Origin of the sequence: Vibrio breoganii, assembly GCF_001677275.1 — a bacterium.
Lineage (GTDB): Bacteria > Pseudomonadota > Gammaproteobacteria > Enterobacterales > Vibrionaceae > Vibrio > Vibrio breoganii.
The window spans coordinates 263,383-280,353 of sequence record NZ_CP016178.1 but is presented as its reverse complement, the minus strand read 5'-3'; the positions used below and the strand labels follow the sequence as shown (position 1 = coordinate 280,353).

Sequence of the window (16,971 nt, the reverse complement as noted above, 5' to 3'; positions counted from 1 at the left end):
TTAATGCAACTGATGGTATAGCGGTTAGTTTTCTATAAAAGATCGACCGCATTCAAAGTAATGCTTCTCGAATGATGGTAAACATATTGATTAATATAGATTTGCTGCTTTTTTGAATAACGTTAAATTAATTAGGAGATCATATGCCTCAATCTGAAGTCGTGGTATTAGCTAATTCTATTAAGCATGGTCAACATTGTGTCGCTGGAAAGTGTGTTAATACGGGTAGATGGATAAGACCAGTTTCAAATTTACAAGGTGGAGAGTTAAGCCATCAACAAGCTAGAATACAAAACCCACATGGTACTTTTAGTGTTAAGCCTCTTCAAAAAGCTCGTATAGGAATTGCGCAACATGCACCTCTTCCTCACCAGCCTGAAAATTATTTGATTGATGGCACTGTTTGGGTTCAAAATTATTCATTTGATGCTGGGCGGTTGAATACTCTACTAGACACTCCAGTGGATCTTTGGGGGGATGGTAATAGAGTTGTTCATGCTCAAATAACAGCAGGTTTTTATCAAGTGCCTCAATCACTGTATCTAGTTCAAGTAGAAAATTTAAGGCTGTATTATACAGATGATGATAAGCGGAGAGCCTCGTTCTCCTATGGCGGTATTGATTATGACCTTGCTGCTACAGATCCTCGGTTTGATGAGATTGCAAGGGATAATTTGCCAACTTCAGGCATACTATGTGTTAGCTTAGGTGAGCAATATCAGGGCTATTGCTACAAACTTGTAGCAACAATTTTTTGAGGTTTATTATGCATATTTACACAATAGGATTTACCCAAAAGAAAGCAGAGATGTTTTTTGGATACTTGAAAAACTCAGAAGTTAAAACTCTTATTGATGTGCGTCTTAATAACGTATCTCAACTGGCTGGCTTTGCGAAAAGAGATGATTTGAAGTTCTTTTTACGAGAGCTTTGCGGTGCGGAATATGTTCATATGCCTGAATTAGCTCCAACCAAAGAAATTCTTAACCCTTACAAAAAAGGCGATATGTCTTGGGAGTTATACGAAGACAAGTTCTTAAACTTAATGGCCAAACGTAATGTTGAGCGTTTAGTTAAGCCATCATTACTCGATCAAGGTTGCTTATTATGTAGTGAACACGAACCACATTTATGTCATAGGCGCTTAGTGGTAGAGTATTTAAATGAGTATACTGATTTGAACCTAAAAGTTAAGCACTTGTACTAATGGCGAAGATATTGATTTTATACCCTAAACTTTTTAACTGCTATTCAAAATTTGCAAGAAAAGTGGGTAAGATAACATCGAGTTTGGATGATGTGGAGTTGATTTATCCCCATGATCCAAATCAGTTAATAGAGGAATTTTGCGCAGAGAACGCTGGTATAGCAAGCTCTAATCTTTTATCTAACTGGTCATGTGATGACATTACACATGCGATAGTTTTTGATGATGGGGAAGAGTTTGTCTCTGAAGTTGAGTTATTGAAAACTGCTCAAATACCTCTTAGGTTCATACGTATTCATATTACAAGAGTTATTAACATAAAATCTGAAACAAAGTATCAAGCTGAAAGGAATAGTCCTCACTATGAATACATCGGTAGAAGATCATACTGGGGAAATCCCTACTCAATGTTTGAGGATGGTGATCGTGATGAAGTGATAAGAAAATTTAAGTATGACTTCGATTATGATAAATTTTTAAATGTTGACAAATCAAAGGTTTACTCTTTATCTGGCAAAAGATTAGGTTGTTTTTGTAAACCACAAGCTTGTCATGGTGATGTACTAGCTGATTTTTTGAACTCTTGGGATGACGGTAAATAAACTCTCATATTACCCCTTTCAAAGCCGATGTAAGAATGGGGTTTCATGTTTTATTGATATTTATTATATCCTTCCTTATCTATTTTTTTAACATCAATTTTTATGGTGTTATGGGGTCAGGTCTCGTCGTTTGCCATACGCACGTCCCGTAATCTAAACCACAAGGGTTAGAGTAAAGTCTCTAGCTCATTTCTGTCCAAAAATGAGTTACAACACATGGAGATGGGCCTAAACGGAACAGAGCCATCAACAATGCACCACAGATAAAAACAGCTAAAATTTTCAACGCCTTAAGCTTAGATTTCATTAACCTCCTGATTTTCCTCATGTTCAATTTGAGTTACTAATTCAGTCAACCCAACCTATAGTTTATGAAGTTCTATCTTCTTACTTTCAGACTGGAGAATATCAATATGCAAACAATCAAAGTTGCCTTAGCTCAAATTGCACCGGTTTGGTTTAACCGGGAGGCAACACTGGATAAAGTCATTTCTTATATGGAAGAGGCTGCACTGGAAAACTGTGATTTAGTGGCTTTTGGTGAAGCGCTCGTACCTGGCTATCCTTTTTGGCTCGAGAGAACTGGAGCGGCAAAGTTTAATGATGATCTTCAAAAAACTGTTCAGGCTGAATACTCAAAACAGGCGGTGCAGATAGAACGAGGCGATCTTGATCCTGTATGCCAGGCCGCAAAAGCTCATCAAGTTTCAATATATCTTGGGATCATTGAACGACCAGCTGATCGCAGCGGGCATAGCCTTTATTGCAGTTTGGTTTATATCAATCAAGAAGGGAGTATTCAATCGGTTCATAGAAAATTGATGCCTACTTATGAAGAAAGGCTAAGTTGGTCTCCCGGCGATGGCCATGGCCTTGTTACGCATAAACTAGGTGACTTTACCCTAGGTGGATTGAACTGTTGGGAAAACTGGATGCCACTTGCTCGAGCCACCCTCTATGCACAAGGTGAAGATCTTCACATTGCGACTTGGCCAGGAAACTTAGCAAACACGTTTGACCTTACTCCGGTTATTGCGAAAGAAGGACGCTCTTATGTTATGTCTGTGAGTGGGTTAATGCGCCCAGCGGATGTGAGTAAAGCCATTCCTCAACTTGAACACTTGAGTGAAAGCAGTGACGCATTCTTTGCCGATGGAGGTTCTTGTATCGCTAACCCAGATGGGACCTGGTTAATCGAACCGCAAACTGAAAAGGAAGGGCTTTTTGTTGCAGAATTAGACCATCAGTTTGTTCTTAAGGAGCGTCAAAACTTTGATCCCGCAGGGCATTACTCTCGCCCTGATGTCACTTGTTTATCTGTGGATCGAACTCGCCAGAGCACCGTTATATTTAAAGACTAGAGTTTCCAGTGTCGGTGTGAAGTTTGAACACATTGGGTTAGTCATTTTAAGGCGAGATCACCTCTACGATACTCACCCTCTCAACTCTTAGTGAAGCATTTCTCTAAATGCTTCACTAAGCAATCAGCTATTGGAAAGAGTTCCGGTTTGAATCGCCAGAGCTTCTGGATAGCCCCTATCTCGAGCCAGCTGTTTAGCTCGCACTTCAATTCTTTCAGGAGATAAAGCTGACAAGTTTGGGTGAGCGTGCTCGACACTGATATCCGATGCCATTGGTGTTTGCTCAGAGCTATGCAAACCTTGTAACTGCTCTTTAATTTTTCGTGCCGCTTGGAAAGCCGATGAGGCTTTTACCAACTCAATGCGCGCATAGTTGTTTTCGGTAAATGAGACGTCTGCTACGCGTAGCCTCGGATCATCCCCTGGAATTTGCTGAGCGCCAAAAAGCGGTTTCCCACCTACAGTCGCCTTGGTAAAGGTGGGAATATGCTGACTCATGTGCCCTATCGCGTTTTGGGTGCGCTGTTGAATCGCAGACTCTGGCCAACCATGAGTAATCTTTGCTTCAAGCTCTAGCGGTAACCTAGGCTGTGAGCTTGGTTCTTCGCTTGCAACTAAGCCATTATCAAACAAAGTAATGGATTCTGTCATACCGTGGACTTGAAAGTAGCCATTACTGTAGGGCGTTAGCTGCGCCATTCCTTGAGGCGTGCCTCGCTCGCCATGAAAAATCACCTCAGGCCAATGTATGCCACTGTTCTCCCAGTGCGTTATGAATGCGGATTTAAATTCCACTAAACGCTTTTGCGACTGGTTGGTTAGATCATCAATGGTGCCCGTTTTATAACCAGTGGAATTGACCAAATAGTCTACGACTAATTGTTGCTTATCACCCTGTTTTGGTTGATAAGTTAAATGCCACTGATTATTTACATAGCGTGCATCTTCTAAGCGACATCCTGTCATCAGGTGTGCTTTAGGGTGATGCTCTAAGGTCAGGGTGACACTGGCTGCCAGACGAAAAACACTAAGACCAAACTCTTGAACCACTAATACCGGGTATTTAAGATTATCTAGGTCCACATGCTGAGCGAAGGGAATCATCCAGTCGTCATGACTCGATGGATTTTGAGGTTGCTCACTCTCACGAAGCGCCACTAACTGTGCGCGACTGTATTGAGCGTAATAGTGTTCAGGCTCGCCTAACACACAATTCAATGGGTCTTGCTCGACCAAGTATTGATAGCTTTCTTGGATAACGGATAGACGAGGCAACAAGGATAGAGGATCGCTACTGTCAGTGAGTGGCGTTGCAATCACCGTTGGACGAGCATTAACTGCATTGGGAAAAAGGCGAACCGTCTCAATAGACTGCTTAAGTAGATCTACGCATTGCTGCTGAGAAATCTCACGATAAAGGTTGCCACCAGCATGCAGATGGCAGATAGGTGGACCATTGACTAAGCCATCACTTTGTTCAATCAAAGTGACTTCTATACCTTGTTCAGCGAGATGTAACGCTGCCGTAGAACCCGCGATTCCGCCACCAATTACAGCAACACGAAGCGGAGTTTGCCCTTGTTCAGCCACGACCTATCTATCCTTTATTCTTAATGCACACTAATTCGACTACTAGGCACGAATCAAATTTTTGCATACTCTACAGGCGATAGCGGATTATTGGAACCATGTCAGTGCGTTACATTGTAAAACATCTTAATGTATTTTCTGATATCTGCGCGAACGCCTTATTGATACAGGTCTTGGTAGTTTGGGATGTGGCTTTCCCATAGTGCTGGAGAGCCAATGTGTTGCTGAACATATTGGATAAACTCACTCACCAACAGGGTCTGTGTTCGGTGAGGATAGATAGCGTAGATCCCTGTCTCCATAGTGGAGAGCTTATGATCTGTCAGCAGTGGCACTAGCTTAGTGTCAGAGATAGGTTGGTCAAGATTAAACAAGTCGATGAGCGCATAGCCTAGGCCATCCTTTACCGCGCCCATCATAGTGCGCACGTCACTGATTTTATAATTCCCCTGCATCCTTAGCGTTACCATATTGGTCGAGTGCGCAGTCTCACTTATACGAATCCTATCTAGAGTCACACTGCCATTGCTGTACACCACGGCTGGTAACTCCAACAGCTGTTGTGGTGTTTTTGGCTCTCCGTATTGCTCGATAAACTGCTCTGAGGCCACCAACGCAAAATTGGTATTGGCAATCTTCTTCGCAATCAAATTGGACTCTCTGAGTTTGCTAATGCGAAACGCAAGATCAAAGTGATCAGCAATGATATCCACTCGCTTATCATCTAGAGAAAGGGTGACCTGAACGTCGGGGTATTGCTTCATAAATCGCGTCACTACCGGTTGCAGATACTCCTGCCCAAAGAAGATAGGTGAGGTAATACGCAGCGAGCCCTTAGGAACCGACTGATAGCTATCCGCGATGCTATGAATGTGCGCCAAGGTATCAAGCAGGGTATGGGTTTGCTCTAGGATCTCCTCACCCGCCGAGGTAATCGAGAACGAGCGTGTTGAGCGGTTAAGTAGCTGTACTCCAAGAGTCACTTCTAGCTTCTTGATCTGCTTCGACAGCGATGAGTTATCCATATCGTGCAGAGCAGCGGCCTTTGAAAACGAGCCTTGCTGCACCACGTCTCGAAACAGCGCCAGTTGTGTGGTCAGTGACATGCAGGCCCCTACCTAAAAAACTTCTTGTTTAAAAACAGAAGTATAACCCATCTTTGCTTGATACCGACACTGGACAACGTAGGCCAGCATTGTGTGGCTAAAAATAGTGCGAGATGGTCAAGTAGCGTTGCCTAATGTGCTCTATCAATAGCTTGACCTTGTTTGGCGGTTGCCTCGTAAAGGGATACACAGCGTAGATGCCTAACTTCTTTCCCACCAAATCAGGAAAAATGTCCACCAGCTGCCCGTTACGAAAATCATGATAAACCAAACACCTTGGCACATAGGCGATACCATGCCCTCCTAATGCAGACTTGCGCAGCGCAGTGGCATTGTTGGTAGAGAAACTTCCTGAGACCGTCACAATGTAGTTGCCCTTATCGCCCTTAAACTCCCACTCACTCGCACCTGTGGTTTGGTAGGCGTATTGCAGGCAGTTGTGCTGGGTAAGATCTATAGGCTTGATTGGCTTGCCATGCTTGGCTATGTAGGAGGGAGAGGCGCAAACCACCCATTGAGAATCAATGATATGGCGAGCAATCAAGCTTGAGTCTTCAAGATAGCCGGTGCGGATCACCAAGTCATATCCACCAGAGATCAGGTCCACAAATCGGTTATCTAAAGACATGTCCACTGATAGCCCTGGATGCAAATTGCAGAATTCAGCAATAGCATCGGCCAGAATCAAATCCCCCGAGATCGTGGGGACTGACATTTTAAGATGCCCAGAGATACTTTCTCCAAAACCGGAAACCGCGTCCTTTGCTTCTTGAGTGGCCTCGGTCACATTTTTTGCTTTATGCCACAAGGTCTTCCCCGCTTCCGTCAGACTCAATTTACGCGTTGTTCGATATAATAACTGCGCGCCTACATCCTCCTCCAACCTGGCAATTCGTTTGCTAACTACCGAATTTGTAAGGTTATTTTCCTCTGCCACCTTACTAAAGCTCCCCAGTTCTATGACCTGAGAAAATAGAATTAGATCATCTGCTCGCATCTTATTATGCCAATTTTGGAATTAATCATTTTCATTATTTCGCTATATCAATAAAAAAGAAAGGTCTAAATTCACACTCGCTTAACAAACCCATTACAAAAACACATTCCTGAGCTGGTGATGATGTACAGCCTAAATAAAACTAGAGTACGAGGATGTACCCATGAGTGAAACACTATTGGCCTTGTTGGCCTTCTCGCCAATCGTTGTGGCGGCGATATTACTGGTCGGCCTCAACTGGCCCGCTAAAAAAGCCATGCCCGTGGCATTTACTTTAACAGTGGTGATAGCGCTAGCGTTCTGGGACATGTCCGCAAACAGGGTGCTTGCTTCTATCTTCCAAGGCTTAGGCATTACAGTGTCGGTGCTTTGGATTGTCTTCGGTGCCATCTTCTTACTCAACACTCTAAAGCACACCGGAGCCATTACTGTTATTCGCAACGGCTTTACGGATATCTCCAGCGATCGCCGTATACAAGCCATCATCATTGCATGGTGTTTCGGCTCATTCATTGAGGGCGCGTCTGGCTTTGGTACGCCTGCGGCCATTGCCGCTCCTCTGCTTGTCGCAATTGGCTTTCCTGCTTTAGCTGCGGTCCTTATGGGGATGATGATCCAGTCTACGCCTGTGTCATTTGGCGCGGTTGGCACCCCTATCATCGTAGGTGTCAACAAAGGGCTAGATACGCACAACATAGGTGAGTCACTTATCGCTCACGGCTCGACTTGGGACGCCTACCTACAGCAAATCACCTCTAGCGTTGCTCTAATACACGCGGTAGTCGGCACGCTTATTCCAGTGTTGATGGCAATGATGCTTACCCGCTTCTTTGGCAAAAATAAGAGCTGGAAAGAGGGATTAGACATTCTGCCGTTTGCCCTATTTGCAGGCCTTGCATTTACCATTCCTTATGCATTAACCGGTGTATTTCTTGGCGCTGAATTCCCATCTTTGATTGGCGGTATGCTTGGACTCGCCATTGTGGTTACAGCAGCGAAAAAGGGCTTCTTAGTACCGAAAAAACAATGGGATTTTGAGAGTGAAGATAAATGGCCAGCAGAATGGTTAGGCTCTCTAAAGATTGAACTGAAGCAAAAGACCACTGGCGCGCCAATGAGCCTAACAAAGGCATGGGCACCTTATGTGATGCTAGCCGTGATCCTTGTGGCGAGTCGCGTTAGCCCTGAATTCAAGGGCATGTTAAAGAGCGTCAGCCTATCCTTCGGTAATATCCTTGGTGAGACAGGCGTGAGCACAGCGATTCAGCCGCTTTATCTTCCCGGTGGCATCTTAGTCTTGGTTGCCCTACTCGCGGTCATTCTACAATCTGGAAACCTAAAGCCATTAGCGAGCGCGTTTGGAGAATCAAGCAAAACACTGATAGGCGCGGGCTTTGTGTTGTTGTTTACCATCCCTATGGTGCGAATCTTTATTAACTCTGGCATTAACGGTGCCGACCTAGCCAGCATGCCGGTCACTACGGCAAATTTTGCCGCTGATATTGTCGGCTCAGCCTTCCCTATGCTTAGTGCTACCGTAGGTGCGCTGGGTGCCTTCATTGCAGGCTCTAATACCGTATCCAACATGATGTTTAGCCAATTTCAATTTGAGGTAGCCCAAACACTAACTATCTCTAGTGCGGTAGTCGTGGCATTGCAAGCGGTTGGCGCAGCGGCTGGCAACATGATAGCGATTCATAATGTGGTAGCGGCATCGGCTACGGTGGGCCTTTTGGGTCGCGAAGGTGCGACCTTGCGCAAGACCATTATTCCCACCATCTATTACCTTGTAATGACAGGGATTATTGGCCTCACTCTCATTTATGGATTTCACTTTACAGATGCACTCATGAAATGACTTTTATGAGCTAAAGTAAGTACTTAGCTAATAGTTTAGTTAAGTACTTACTCCATACGTATCGGCTTTACCGCTCATTTAATCTAAGCCGTCGACACCCAAATTTTGATACAAGAACAAAGACATAAAAGAGCTGACATATGATCATTTCCGCCTCTACCGATTACCGAGCTGCAGCAAAAAGAAAGCTACCTCCTTTTTTGTTTCATTACATTGACGGTGGCTCATATGACGAGCGAACCCTAAGAAATAACACCCAAGACCTAGGTGACGTCGCACTGAGACAGCGAGTGCTCAATAACATGTCTGAGCTCAGCCTTGAGACCGAGCTATTTGGAGAGAAGCTAGCAATGCCCATTGCCCTAGCTCCGGTTGGGCTAACGGGAATGTATGCGCGCCGAGGAGAAGTACAAGCGGCGAAAGCGGCCGAGAAAAAAGGCATCCCCTTTACCATGTCGACGGTGTCAGTGTGCCCAATCGAAGAGGTCGCGCCTGCCATCAATAGACCCATGTGGTTCCAACTCTACGTATTAAAAGATCGTGGCTTTATGAAAAACGTACTAGAGCGAGCCAAAGCCGCTGGGGTTAAAACGCTCGTCTTTACCGTTGATATGCCGGTGCCCGGTGCGCGCTACCGAGATATGCATTCCGGTATGAGTGGTCCTCACGCGAATCTACGCCGCATTGCACAATCTATGCTTCACCCTAGTTGGGCTCTTGATGTGGGGCTTTTGGGTAAACCTCATGATCTTGGCAATATCTCAACTTATAGAGGTGAGCCAACCAAGTTAGAAGATTACATTGGCTGGTTAGGCGCTAACTTTGACCCGTCAATTTCCTGGAAGGATCTTGAGTGGATCCGCGATAGCTGGGACGGCTCTATGATCATTAAAGGTATTCTCGATGAAGAGGATGCAAAGGATGCCGTACGTTTTGGTGCCGACGGAATTGTGGTTTCAAACCATGGCGGTCGTCAATTGGATGGCGTGCTATCGAGTGCTAAGGCTCTCCCCGCAATCGCTGATGCGGTAAAAGGCGACCTAAAGATCTTGGCGGATTCTGGTATTCGTACCGGTCTTGATGTGGTTCGCATGTTGGCGCTCGGCGCTGACTGTACCTTGCTGGGTCGCTCTTTCGTTTATGCACTGGCCGCTCAAGGTGGGCAAGGCGTCGAGAACCTACTCGATCTCTATAACAAAGAGATGCGCGTCGCCATGACGCTCACTGGCGCAAAGACCATCAGTGACCTCTCACAAGACTCGTTAGTTAAATCCATTTAATGGTTGCACACTATTTTGACTAGGACGCATTCAATGACCCAATTACTTTCCTCTGACTCTTTTCAACAGCTCGAAGCCTTGCTGGCATCAAAAATTGCGCCCGAACGCATCGTTACTCAGGAAGCCAAGCGCCTTGCCTATGGCACTGATGCCAGTTTTTATCGTTTGATTCCAAAGATAGTGCTGCAGCTGAAAGACCTAGATGAAGTAATTTTTGCCATCAATAGCTGTCGAGAGTTTGGCATTCACTGCACCTTTCGTGCGGCAGGTACGAGCTTGTCGGGTCAAGCATTGTCGGATTCCGTCTTAATTACCTTAACCGATGATTGGCGAGGGCATGAGATCGTTAACAATGGACAGCAGATTGTACTGCAACCTGGCGTTATAGGTGCCGATGCAAATAAATACCTCGCTCCTTACCAGAGAAAAATTGGGCCTGATCCTGCCTCCATCAACACCTGTAAAATAGGCGGTATCGCGGCTAACAATGCCAGTGGCATGTGTTGCGGTACTGCTCAGAACTCTTATAAAACCGTTGCCAGCATGAAGTTGGTGTTTAGTAATGGCACACAGCTTGATACAGGTAGCGCAGAAAGTATCGCCGCATTTAAATCAGCGAACCCAGAGCTGATTCAAGGCATCACTTCGTTGTGCGAGAGCGTATCAAACAACACCGAGCTATCAGAAAAGATCAAACACAAATACCGCCTCAAGAATACGACAGGTTATGCACTCAATGCTCTAGTGGATTATCACGACCCTATCGATGTTATTGAGCATTTGATGGTGGGATCAGAGGGAACCCTTGGCTTCATTTCAGAGATCACCTACAACACAGTAGCGGAGCACCCAAACAAGGCCTCAGCACTGCTTGTATTGCCGACCATTGAAGAAGCAAGCCTAGCCGTTACCACTTTATCAAAGTTGCCTGTCGCGGCTGTTGAGCTAATGGATGGGCGGGCACTTCGCTCTGTGGCAGATGAGCCAGGAATGCCCGGATTCATTAAGCATCTAGACTTAGATGCCACGGCTATCTTGATAGAGTCTCACGCCCATGACCAACAGCAACTTGATAAGCAGTGCTCGCAAGTCATGCAAGGCTTAGAGACTTATAACATCATAGAATCAGTACCCTTCACCAGCGAATCTGCAACCGTTGCGACCCTTTGGGGTATACGCAAGGGCATGTTCCCTGCGGTAGGTGCTGTGCGCGAAGTGGGAACGACCGTCATCATCGAAGATGTCGCCTTCCCTGTTGAAAACTTGGCTAATGGCATTCGCGACCTTCAATCCTTGTTCGATAAATACCACTACAGCGAAGCCATAATTTTTGGTCATGCACTAGAAGGCAACCTGCATTTTGTGTTTACTCAAGGCTTTGATTCTCAGTCGGAAATTGATCGCTATGGTCAGTTTATGGATGACGTAGCGGACCTTGTTGCAGTTAAATACCAAGGCTCATTGAAGGCTGAGCACGGCACGGGAAGGAACATGGCTCCGTATGTCGAGCTTGAATGGGGTAAGGAAGGCTATGCCTTGATGCAGCAGATTAAAGCCTTGTTTGATCCTAAAGGGCTCTTCAATCCTGGAGTCATCATCAATGACAACCCCCATTCGCACATAGAAAACCTAAAGCCGATGCCTGCCGCAGACTCCTTGGTTGATCGCTGTATCGAGTGTGGTTTTTGTGAACCTGTTTGCCCTTCAAGGACGCTGACCTTATCCCCACGACAACGCATCGTGTTGTATCGCGAGCTTCAGCGCAGAAGAAACGCCGGAGAGGATACTAGCGCCTCAGAGCTGGAAGAAACCTTTAATTACCAAGGCATAGATACCTGCGCAGCAACCGGACTTTGTGCAGACCGTTGCCCTGTTGGCATTAATACGGGCGACCTGATTAAGCAGCTACGTATCGAGAAGTATCAGAAATACACCTCTATCGCTAAATGGACAGCGGATCACTTTGCAACCACCAGCAAGCTGGCGAAAACCGGGCTCTCTGCTAATCAAGCCGCCTCAAAGCTGATGGGTGAGAAGGCCGTTGGCAAAATGACCAACGGACTTCGTAAGCTCACTAAGCAGGCCACACCGGTTTGGTTAAAAGAATACCCACAAGCAAATAAGTTTGATTTGGCAAGGGAAGCATTAACACAACAGACTTCAAACAAGAAAGTCATCTATATGCCCTCTTGCGCCAGCCGCAACATGGGGCAGCAAAATGACGCCCAAGACCAAAGGTCGCTCACTGAGGTGACGCTATCGCTATTAAACAAAGCGGGCTTCGAGATCGTTATTCCACAACAGCTTAATGAGCAATGCTGTGGCATGCCTTATGAAAGCAAGGGGATGAATGACCTTGCCCAAGAAAAATCTAACCAGCTCGAAGCTGTTCTTTGGCAGGCAAGTGAAGAAGGAAAATACCCAGTACTGATGGATACCAGCCCTTGTGCCAAGCGCAGTATTGAGCACTTCTCAAAGCCATTAGAAGTTCTTGAGCCCGCTGGGTTTGCGGAGGCTTATTTGCTTGAGCATCTAGACATCAACCCACTCAACGAACCTGTCATGCTACATGTCACCTGCAGCTCAAGACGAATGGGACTAGAACAGACCATGATGACACTAGCCAATGCCTGTACATCTAAGGTTATTGTACCCGAGCATATACAGTGTTGTGGCTGGGCAGGAGACAAAGGCTTCACCACCCCAGAGCTCAATGCGGCAGCGGTTCACCCACTTAAAGACCAAGTACCAAAGGATTGCACTAGAGGCTTCAGCAACAGCAGAACCTGTGAGATAGGGTTATCCCATCACAGCGGTGTTCCGTATCAATCCATTTTGTATTTGCTGGATGAGGTTTCAGTGGCGAAATAGGTGTATAGGCTGCCTTGTTGCGTGGCAGTAGCAATGACATTGGCCGTAGTCGTGAGGACGTCATACTAGAAGATACGAAGTATCTATCCAGTATCTTAGAGCCTGCGAAACCCTACCATAGGCACGCGCTAAGATTCTGAATCAAGTTCAGAATGACGGACTGTAGGGACTACACCCGCTCAGCTCTACCAACGTCACCAACGTCATACTGGAAGATACGAAGTATCTATCCAGTATCTTAGAGCCTGCGAAACCCAACCATAGGCACTCTCTAAGATTCTGAATCAAGTTCAGAATGACGGACTGTAGGGACTACACCCGCTCAGCTCTACTAACGTCACCAACGTCATACTGGAAGATACTCAGTATCTATCCAGTATCTTAGAGCCTACGGAACCCGACCAAGGGCACTCTCTAAGATTCTGAATCAAGTTCAGAATGACGGACTGTAGGGACTACACCCGCTCAGCTCTACTAACGTCACCAACGTCATACTGGAAGATACTCAGTATCTATCCAGTATCTTAGAGCCTACGGAACCCGACCAAGGGCACTCTCTAAGATTCTGAATCAAGTTCAGAATGACGGCCTTAGATACCATTACCCTCACAACAAACGGTGTCACCAGCGTCATACTGGAAGATACGTAGTATCTATCCAGTATCTTAGAACCTACGAAACCCAACCAAGGGCACTCTCTAAGATTCTGAATCAAGTTCAGAATGACGGCCTTTGACGCCATTACCTATGCAACGGACATCGTCATACTGGAAGATACGTAGTATCTATCCAGTATCTTAGAGCCTGCGAAACCCGACCATGGGCACTCTCTAAGATTCTGAATCAAGCTCAGAATGACGGCCTTTGACACCTTAACCCTCACAAAAAAAAGAGCCACATTCTCATGTGGCTCTTCAATTCATTGTCGATACAACCTTATCGGTTATTCGTCATCAAGGTCTACAAGCTTGGTGCTACCACCGTGTGCTTTTTCACGTAGTTTCTGAATGATGGCGTAGAAGCCTGGGATCAATAAGGTACCGGCTAGAAGTACACACAATAGACCGCCAACTAGAGAGATACCTAGTGAGTTCTGGCTGATGTGACCTGCACCTGCGGCAAACACTAGTGGGAAGATACCTAGGATGAATGACCAAGAGGTCATGTTCACCGCTCTAAAGCGAAGGATACCGCCCATAACGGCTGCTTTGTCGATCTCTAGATCGTTTTGCTCACGCTCATTCTTCGCAAATTCCACAATCAAGATTGCGTTCTTCGCGGCCAGTGCTATGAGTAGAACCAAGCCTATTTGCGCGTACAAGTTCAGAGGTATGCCTGCTAGGTTAAGCGCTAAGAACGAACCAAGAGTTGCGATCGGTACTACCAAGATGATCGCAATCGGAATAGTCCAACTCTCATACTGAGCCACCATGAATAGGTAGATAAAGATCAGAGCCAATGCAAACGCGTAGATTGCCTGGTTACCCGCTAGCTTCTCTTGGTATGCCATGCCAGTCCACTCGTACTGGTAGCCCTGTGGAAGCATTTCTGCTGCTACGCGCTCCATTGCTGCAATAGCATCACCACTAGAGAAGCCTGGTGCAGGTTGCCCCTGAATCACCGCAGAGCGATACATGTTATAACGCCATGCAACATCTGGCTCAAACACCTGTTCATGAGTGATCAAAGTACTTAACGGAACCATCGCGCCTTGGTTGCTGCGCACGAAGAAGCGACCTAGATCATCCATCGAACCACGGTATTCACTATCAGCCTGCATGGTCACCCTGAAGTTCTTACCTAGCATAGTGAAGTCATTCACGTACATTGAACCAAGGTTACCCTGAAGGGTTTGGAAGATATCCGTTAGAGATACACCAAGCTGTTTCGCTTTCTCACGATCAATGTCTACATAGTAGTGCGGCACATTGGCGCGGAAGGTACTGAAGGTATACGCAATCTCTGGCTGTTTATTGGCTTCTTGAATCACATCGTTCATCAATTGCGCCAAGTCCGTACGGCTACGACCTAGCGTATCCTCAAGTACAAACTCAAAACCAGACGCCGAACCCATGCCAGGAACCGCTGGAGGACCCATTGCGAATACTACTGCATCCGGGATCTTGTTCGCGGCAATACCATTGATACGGTTCGAAATAGCAAACGAAGAATGCTCACCATCTAACGCAGCACGCTCATCCCATGTCTTCAACTTGATAAACAGAGAAGCACCGTTAGAAGCCGCTGCGCCCGTCATAAACGCATAGCCCGTTGCGGCTGTAATGCCTTCAACGCCCGGCTCTTGTTCAATCAGCGCCACTAACTCATCAGTCACAGCCTCAGTACGAGACAGAGACGCGGAATCAGGAAGCTGCACGTTGACTAGCAAGATGCCCTTGTCTTCTTGAGGTACGAAGGCTGTTGAGGTGTTTTTACCAAAGTAGGTTACCGCTGCCACCGCTGCAATGAAGAACACGAACAACAAGATCGCTTTCTTCACCAAGAAGCCTGCAAGGCGACCATAGCCTGCTGTAACCTTGTCTAAGCCATTGTTAAATGCCTTGTACCAGTTAGAGGTGTTACCACCGCCTTGCTTCAGTACCAATGAACACAGTGCAGGAGATAGTGTCAATGCGTTGATCGACGAGATCACAACCGAGATACAGATAGTCAGTGCGAACTGGCGATACATGATCCCGGTGATACCAGGCAACATAGCCACTGGCAAGAATACCGCGAGCAATACCAAGGTAGAGGTGACAATCGGACCAGTTACCTCTTTCATCGCCATCAAGGTAGCCTTGCGCGGCGTGAGAGAAGGATCCTTACGCATCGTGGTATCAACGTTTTCGATAACCAGTATCGCATCATCCACCACGATACCGATGGCGAGTATGAGACCAAATAGGGTTACTGTATTGATGGTGAAACCGGTGATTTGCATAACCGCAAACGTACCGATAAGAGATACCGGAATCGCAACAACAGGAATCAAGGTTGCACGCGCACTACCCAAGAACAGATAGGTTACAGCGATTACCAACAAGATCGCTTCAATAAGGGTCTTTACTACCCCTTTGATGGATTCTTCAACGAAAATAGTAGTGTCGTAGCTGCTCTCGTACTCCATTCCCTCAGGGAAGTTAACGCTGAGGTTGTCCAGCATCTCCATTACTAAGCCGCCACTTTCAAGGGCGTTAGCATCAGATTGAAGATTCAAGATAACGATAGAAGCGTCTTGGCCACGGAACTGACCAGAGCCGTCGTAGAACTTCTTACCGAGTTCAACACGAGCCACATCTTTCAAGTAAACCGCTGAACCGTCTTGATTAGCGCGAAGCATGACATTTTCAAACTCTTCAACGCTCTCTAGTCGGCCTTTAGTTACCAAGTTAAAGGTAACATCTGTCGCCGCTTCATACGGTGGTGCGCCTACTTTACCTGCGGCTACCTGTATATTTTGCTCAGACAATGCGGCATAAACATCCGGCGTCGTTAGACCCAAGCTTGCTAGCTTCTCTGGATCTAGCCAAACACGCATTGAGAATTCACCACCACCTACAACGCTCACCTCACTGATGCCTTTAACACGCGCCAGCTGGTCTTTAACATTGAGATTGATGTAGTTGATCAAGAATTGATCGTCGTAGGTACCTTCAGGTGAATAGAAGTTCAATACCATCAACATATCAGGAGAGCGCTTCTTAACCGTCACACCCACAGAGCGAACTTCAGGAGGAAGCTTAGACTCTATCTGGGTGACACGGTTTTGCACGTTCACCTGTGCCATATCAGGGTCTGTACCAACCTCGAACGTCACGTTTAGGTTATACGAACCATCGTTAGCACTCTTTGAAGACATGTAAATCATGCCCTCTACGCCATTCACCGAGGTTTCTATTGGGTCGGCTATGGCCTGTTCAACAGTTTCGGCACTCGCACCTGTGTAGTAAGCCGTTACGCTTACCGAAGGTGGACTGATTCTCGGGTACTCAGACACAGGCAATACTGCTAGTGAAATCGCACCCGCCAGCGTCAAGATAATGGAGATAACCAGCGCAAACTTAGGGCGCTGGATAAAAAATCGACTCAACATACC

The 16,971-nt window shown here is 46.2% G+C and carries 11 protein-coding genes; 7 read left to right on the top strand and 4 right to left on the bottom strand.

Annotation, left to right across the window (positions count from 1 at the left end; all coding sequences use genetic code 11):
• The first annotated feature begins 143 nt into the window (after positions 1-143).
• The 4 genes from A6E01_RS14310 (at position 144) to A6E01_RS14295 (ending at position 3,170) form a co-directional block, all read left to right on the top strand.
• On the top strand, positions 144-758 hold the full coding sequence (locus A6E01_RS14310) for a dual OB domain-containing protein (protein WP_065210517.1): 615 nt from the start codon (positions 144-146) through the stop codon (positions 756-758).
• 8 nt (positions 759-766) lie between these two features.
• On the top strand, positions 767-1,207 hold the full coding sequence (locus A6E01_RS14305) for a DUF488 domain-containing protein (protein WP_065210516.1): 441 nt from the start codon (positions 767-769) through the stop codon (positions 1,205-1,207).
• Positions 1,207-1,809, top strand: a complete 603-nt coding sequence (locus A6E01_RS14300) for a DUF4326 domain-containing protein (protein ID WP_065210515.1) — start codon at positions 1,207-1,209, stop codon at positions 1,807-1,809. The genes A6E01_RS14305 and A6E01_RS14300 overlap by 1 nt, the downstream gene beginning before the upstream one ends.
• Positions 1,810-2,222: 413 nt before the next feature.
• Positions 2,223-3,170, top strand: a complete 948-nt coding sequence (locus A6E01_RS14295) for a carbon-nitrogen hydrolase family protein (protein WP_017030219.1) — start codon at positions 2,223-2,225, stop codon at positions 3,168-3,170.
• A 123-nt stretch (positions 3,171-3,293) separates the two neighbouring features.
• Here the strand turns inward: A6E01_RS14295 and A6E01_RS14290 are convergent, their stop codons facing one another.
• The 3 genes from A6E01_RS14290 to A6E01_RS14280 all read right to left on the bottom strand — a co-directional run bounded on the left by A6E01_RS14290 (position 3,294) and on the right by A6E01_RS14280 (position 6,863).
• Positions 3,294-4,760 (bottom strand): FAD-dependent oxidoreductase, encoded by a 1,467-nt coding sequence (locus A6E01_RS14290; RefSeq protein WP_065210514.1) that lies wholly within the window; start codon positions 4,758-4,760, stop codon positions 3,294-3,296.
• Between the two features lie 158 nt (positions 4,761-4,918).
• Entirely contained in the window at positions 4,919-5,866 is a 948-nt protein-coding gene (locus A6E01_RS14285) for a LysR family transcriptional regulator (RefSeq protein WP_017030221.1), read from the bottom strand.
• 97 nt (positions 5,867-5,963) lie between these two features.
• On the bottom strand, positions 5,964-6,863 hold the full coding sequence (locus A6E01_RS14280; protein WP_065210513.1) for a LysR family transcriptional regulator: 900 nt from the start codon (positions 6,861-6,863) through the stop codon (positions 5,964-5,966).
• 163 nt (positions 6,864-7,026) lie between these two features.
• Between A6E01_RS14280 and A6E01_RS14275 the strand changes: the two genes are divergently transcribed.
• The 3 genes from A6E01_RS14275 (at position 7,027) to A6E01_RS14265 (ending at position 12,872) form a co-directional block, all read left to right on the top strand.
• On the top strand, positions 7,027-8,721 hold the full coding sequence (locus A6E01_RS14275; RefSeq protein ID WP_065210512.1) for an L-lactate permease: 1,695 nt from the start codon (positions 7,027-7,029) through the stop codon (positions 8,719-8,721).
• A gap of 140 nt (positions 8,722-8,861) precedes the next feature.
• Positions 8,862-10,001 carry an FMN-dependent L-lactate dehydrogenase LldD gene (gene lldD / locus A6E01_RS14270; RefSeq protein ID WP_017030224.1) on the top strand — a complete coding sequence of 380 codons (1,140 nt, stop codon included), beginning with the start codon at positions 8,862-8,864 and terminating at the stop codon, positions 9,999-10,001.
• 33 nt (positions 10,002-10,034) lie between these two features.
• Positions 10,035-12,872: an FAD-binding and (Fe-S)-binding domain-containing protein gene (locus A6E01_RS14265; protein WP_065210511.1), complete on the top strand. Its 2,838-nt coding sequence runs from the start codon at positions 10,035-10,037 to the stop codon at positions 12,870-12,872.
• A gap of 943 nt (positions 12,873-13,815) precedes the next feature.
• On the opposite strand, the gene A6E01_RS14260 is transcribed toward A6E01_RS14265, so the two are convergent.
• Complete coding sequence (locus A6E01_RS14260) at positions 13,816-16,968, bottom strand: efflux RND transporter permease subunit (RefSeq protein ID WP_065210510.1); 3,153 nt, start codon at positions 16,966-16,968, stop codon at positions 13,816-13,818.
• Positions 16,969-16,971 lie beyond the last annotated feature (3 nt).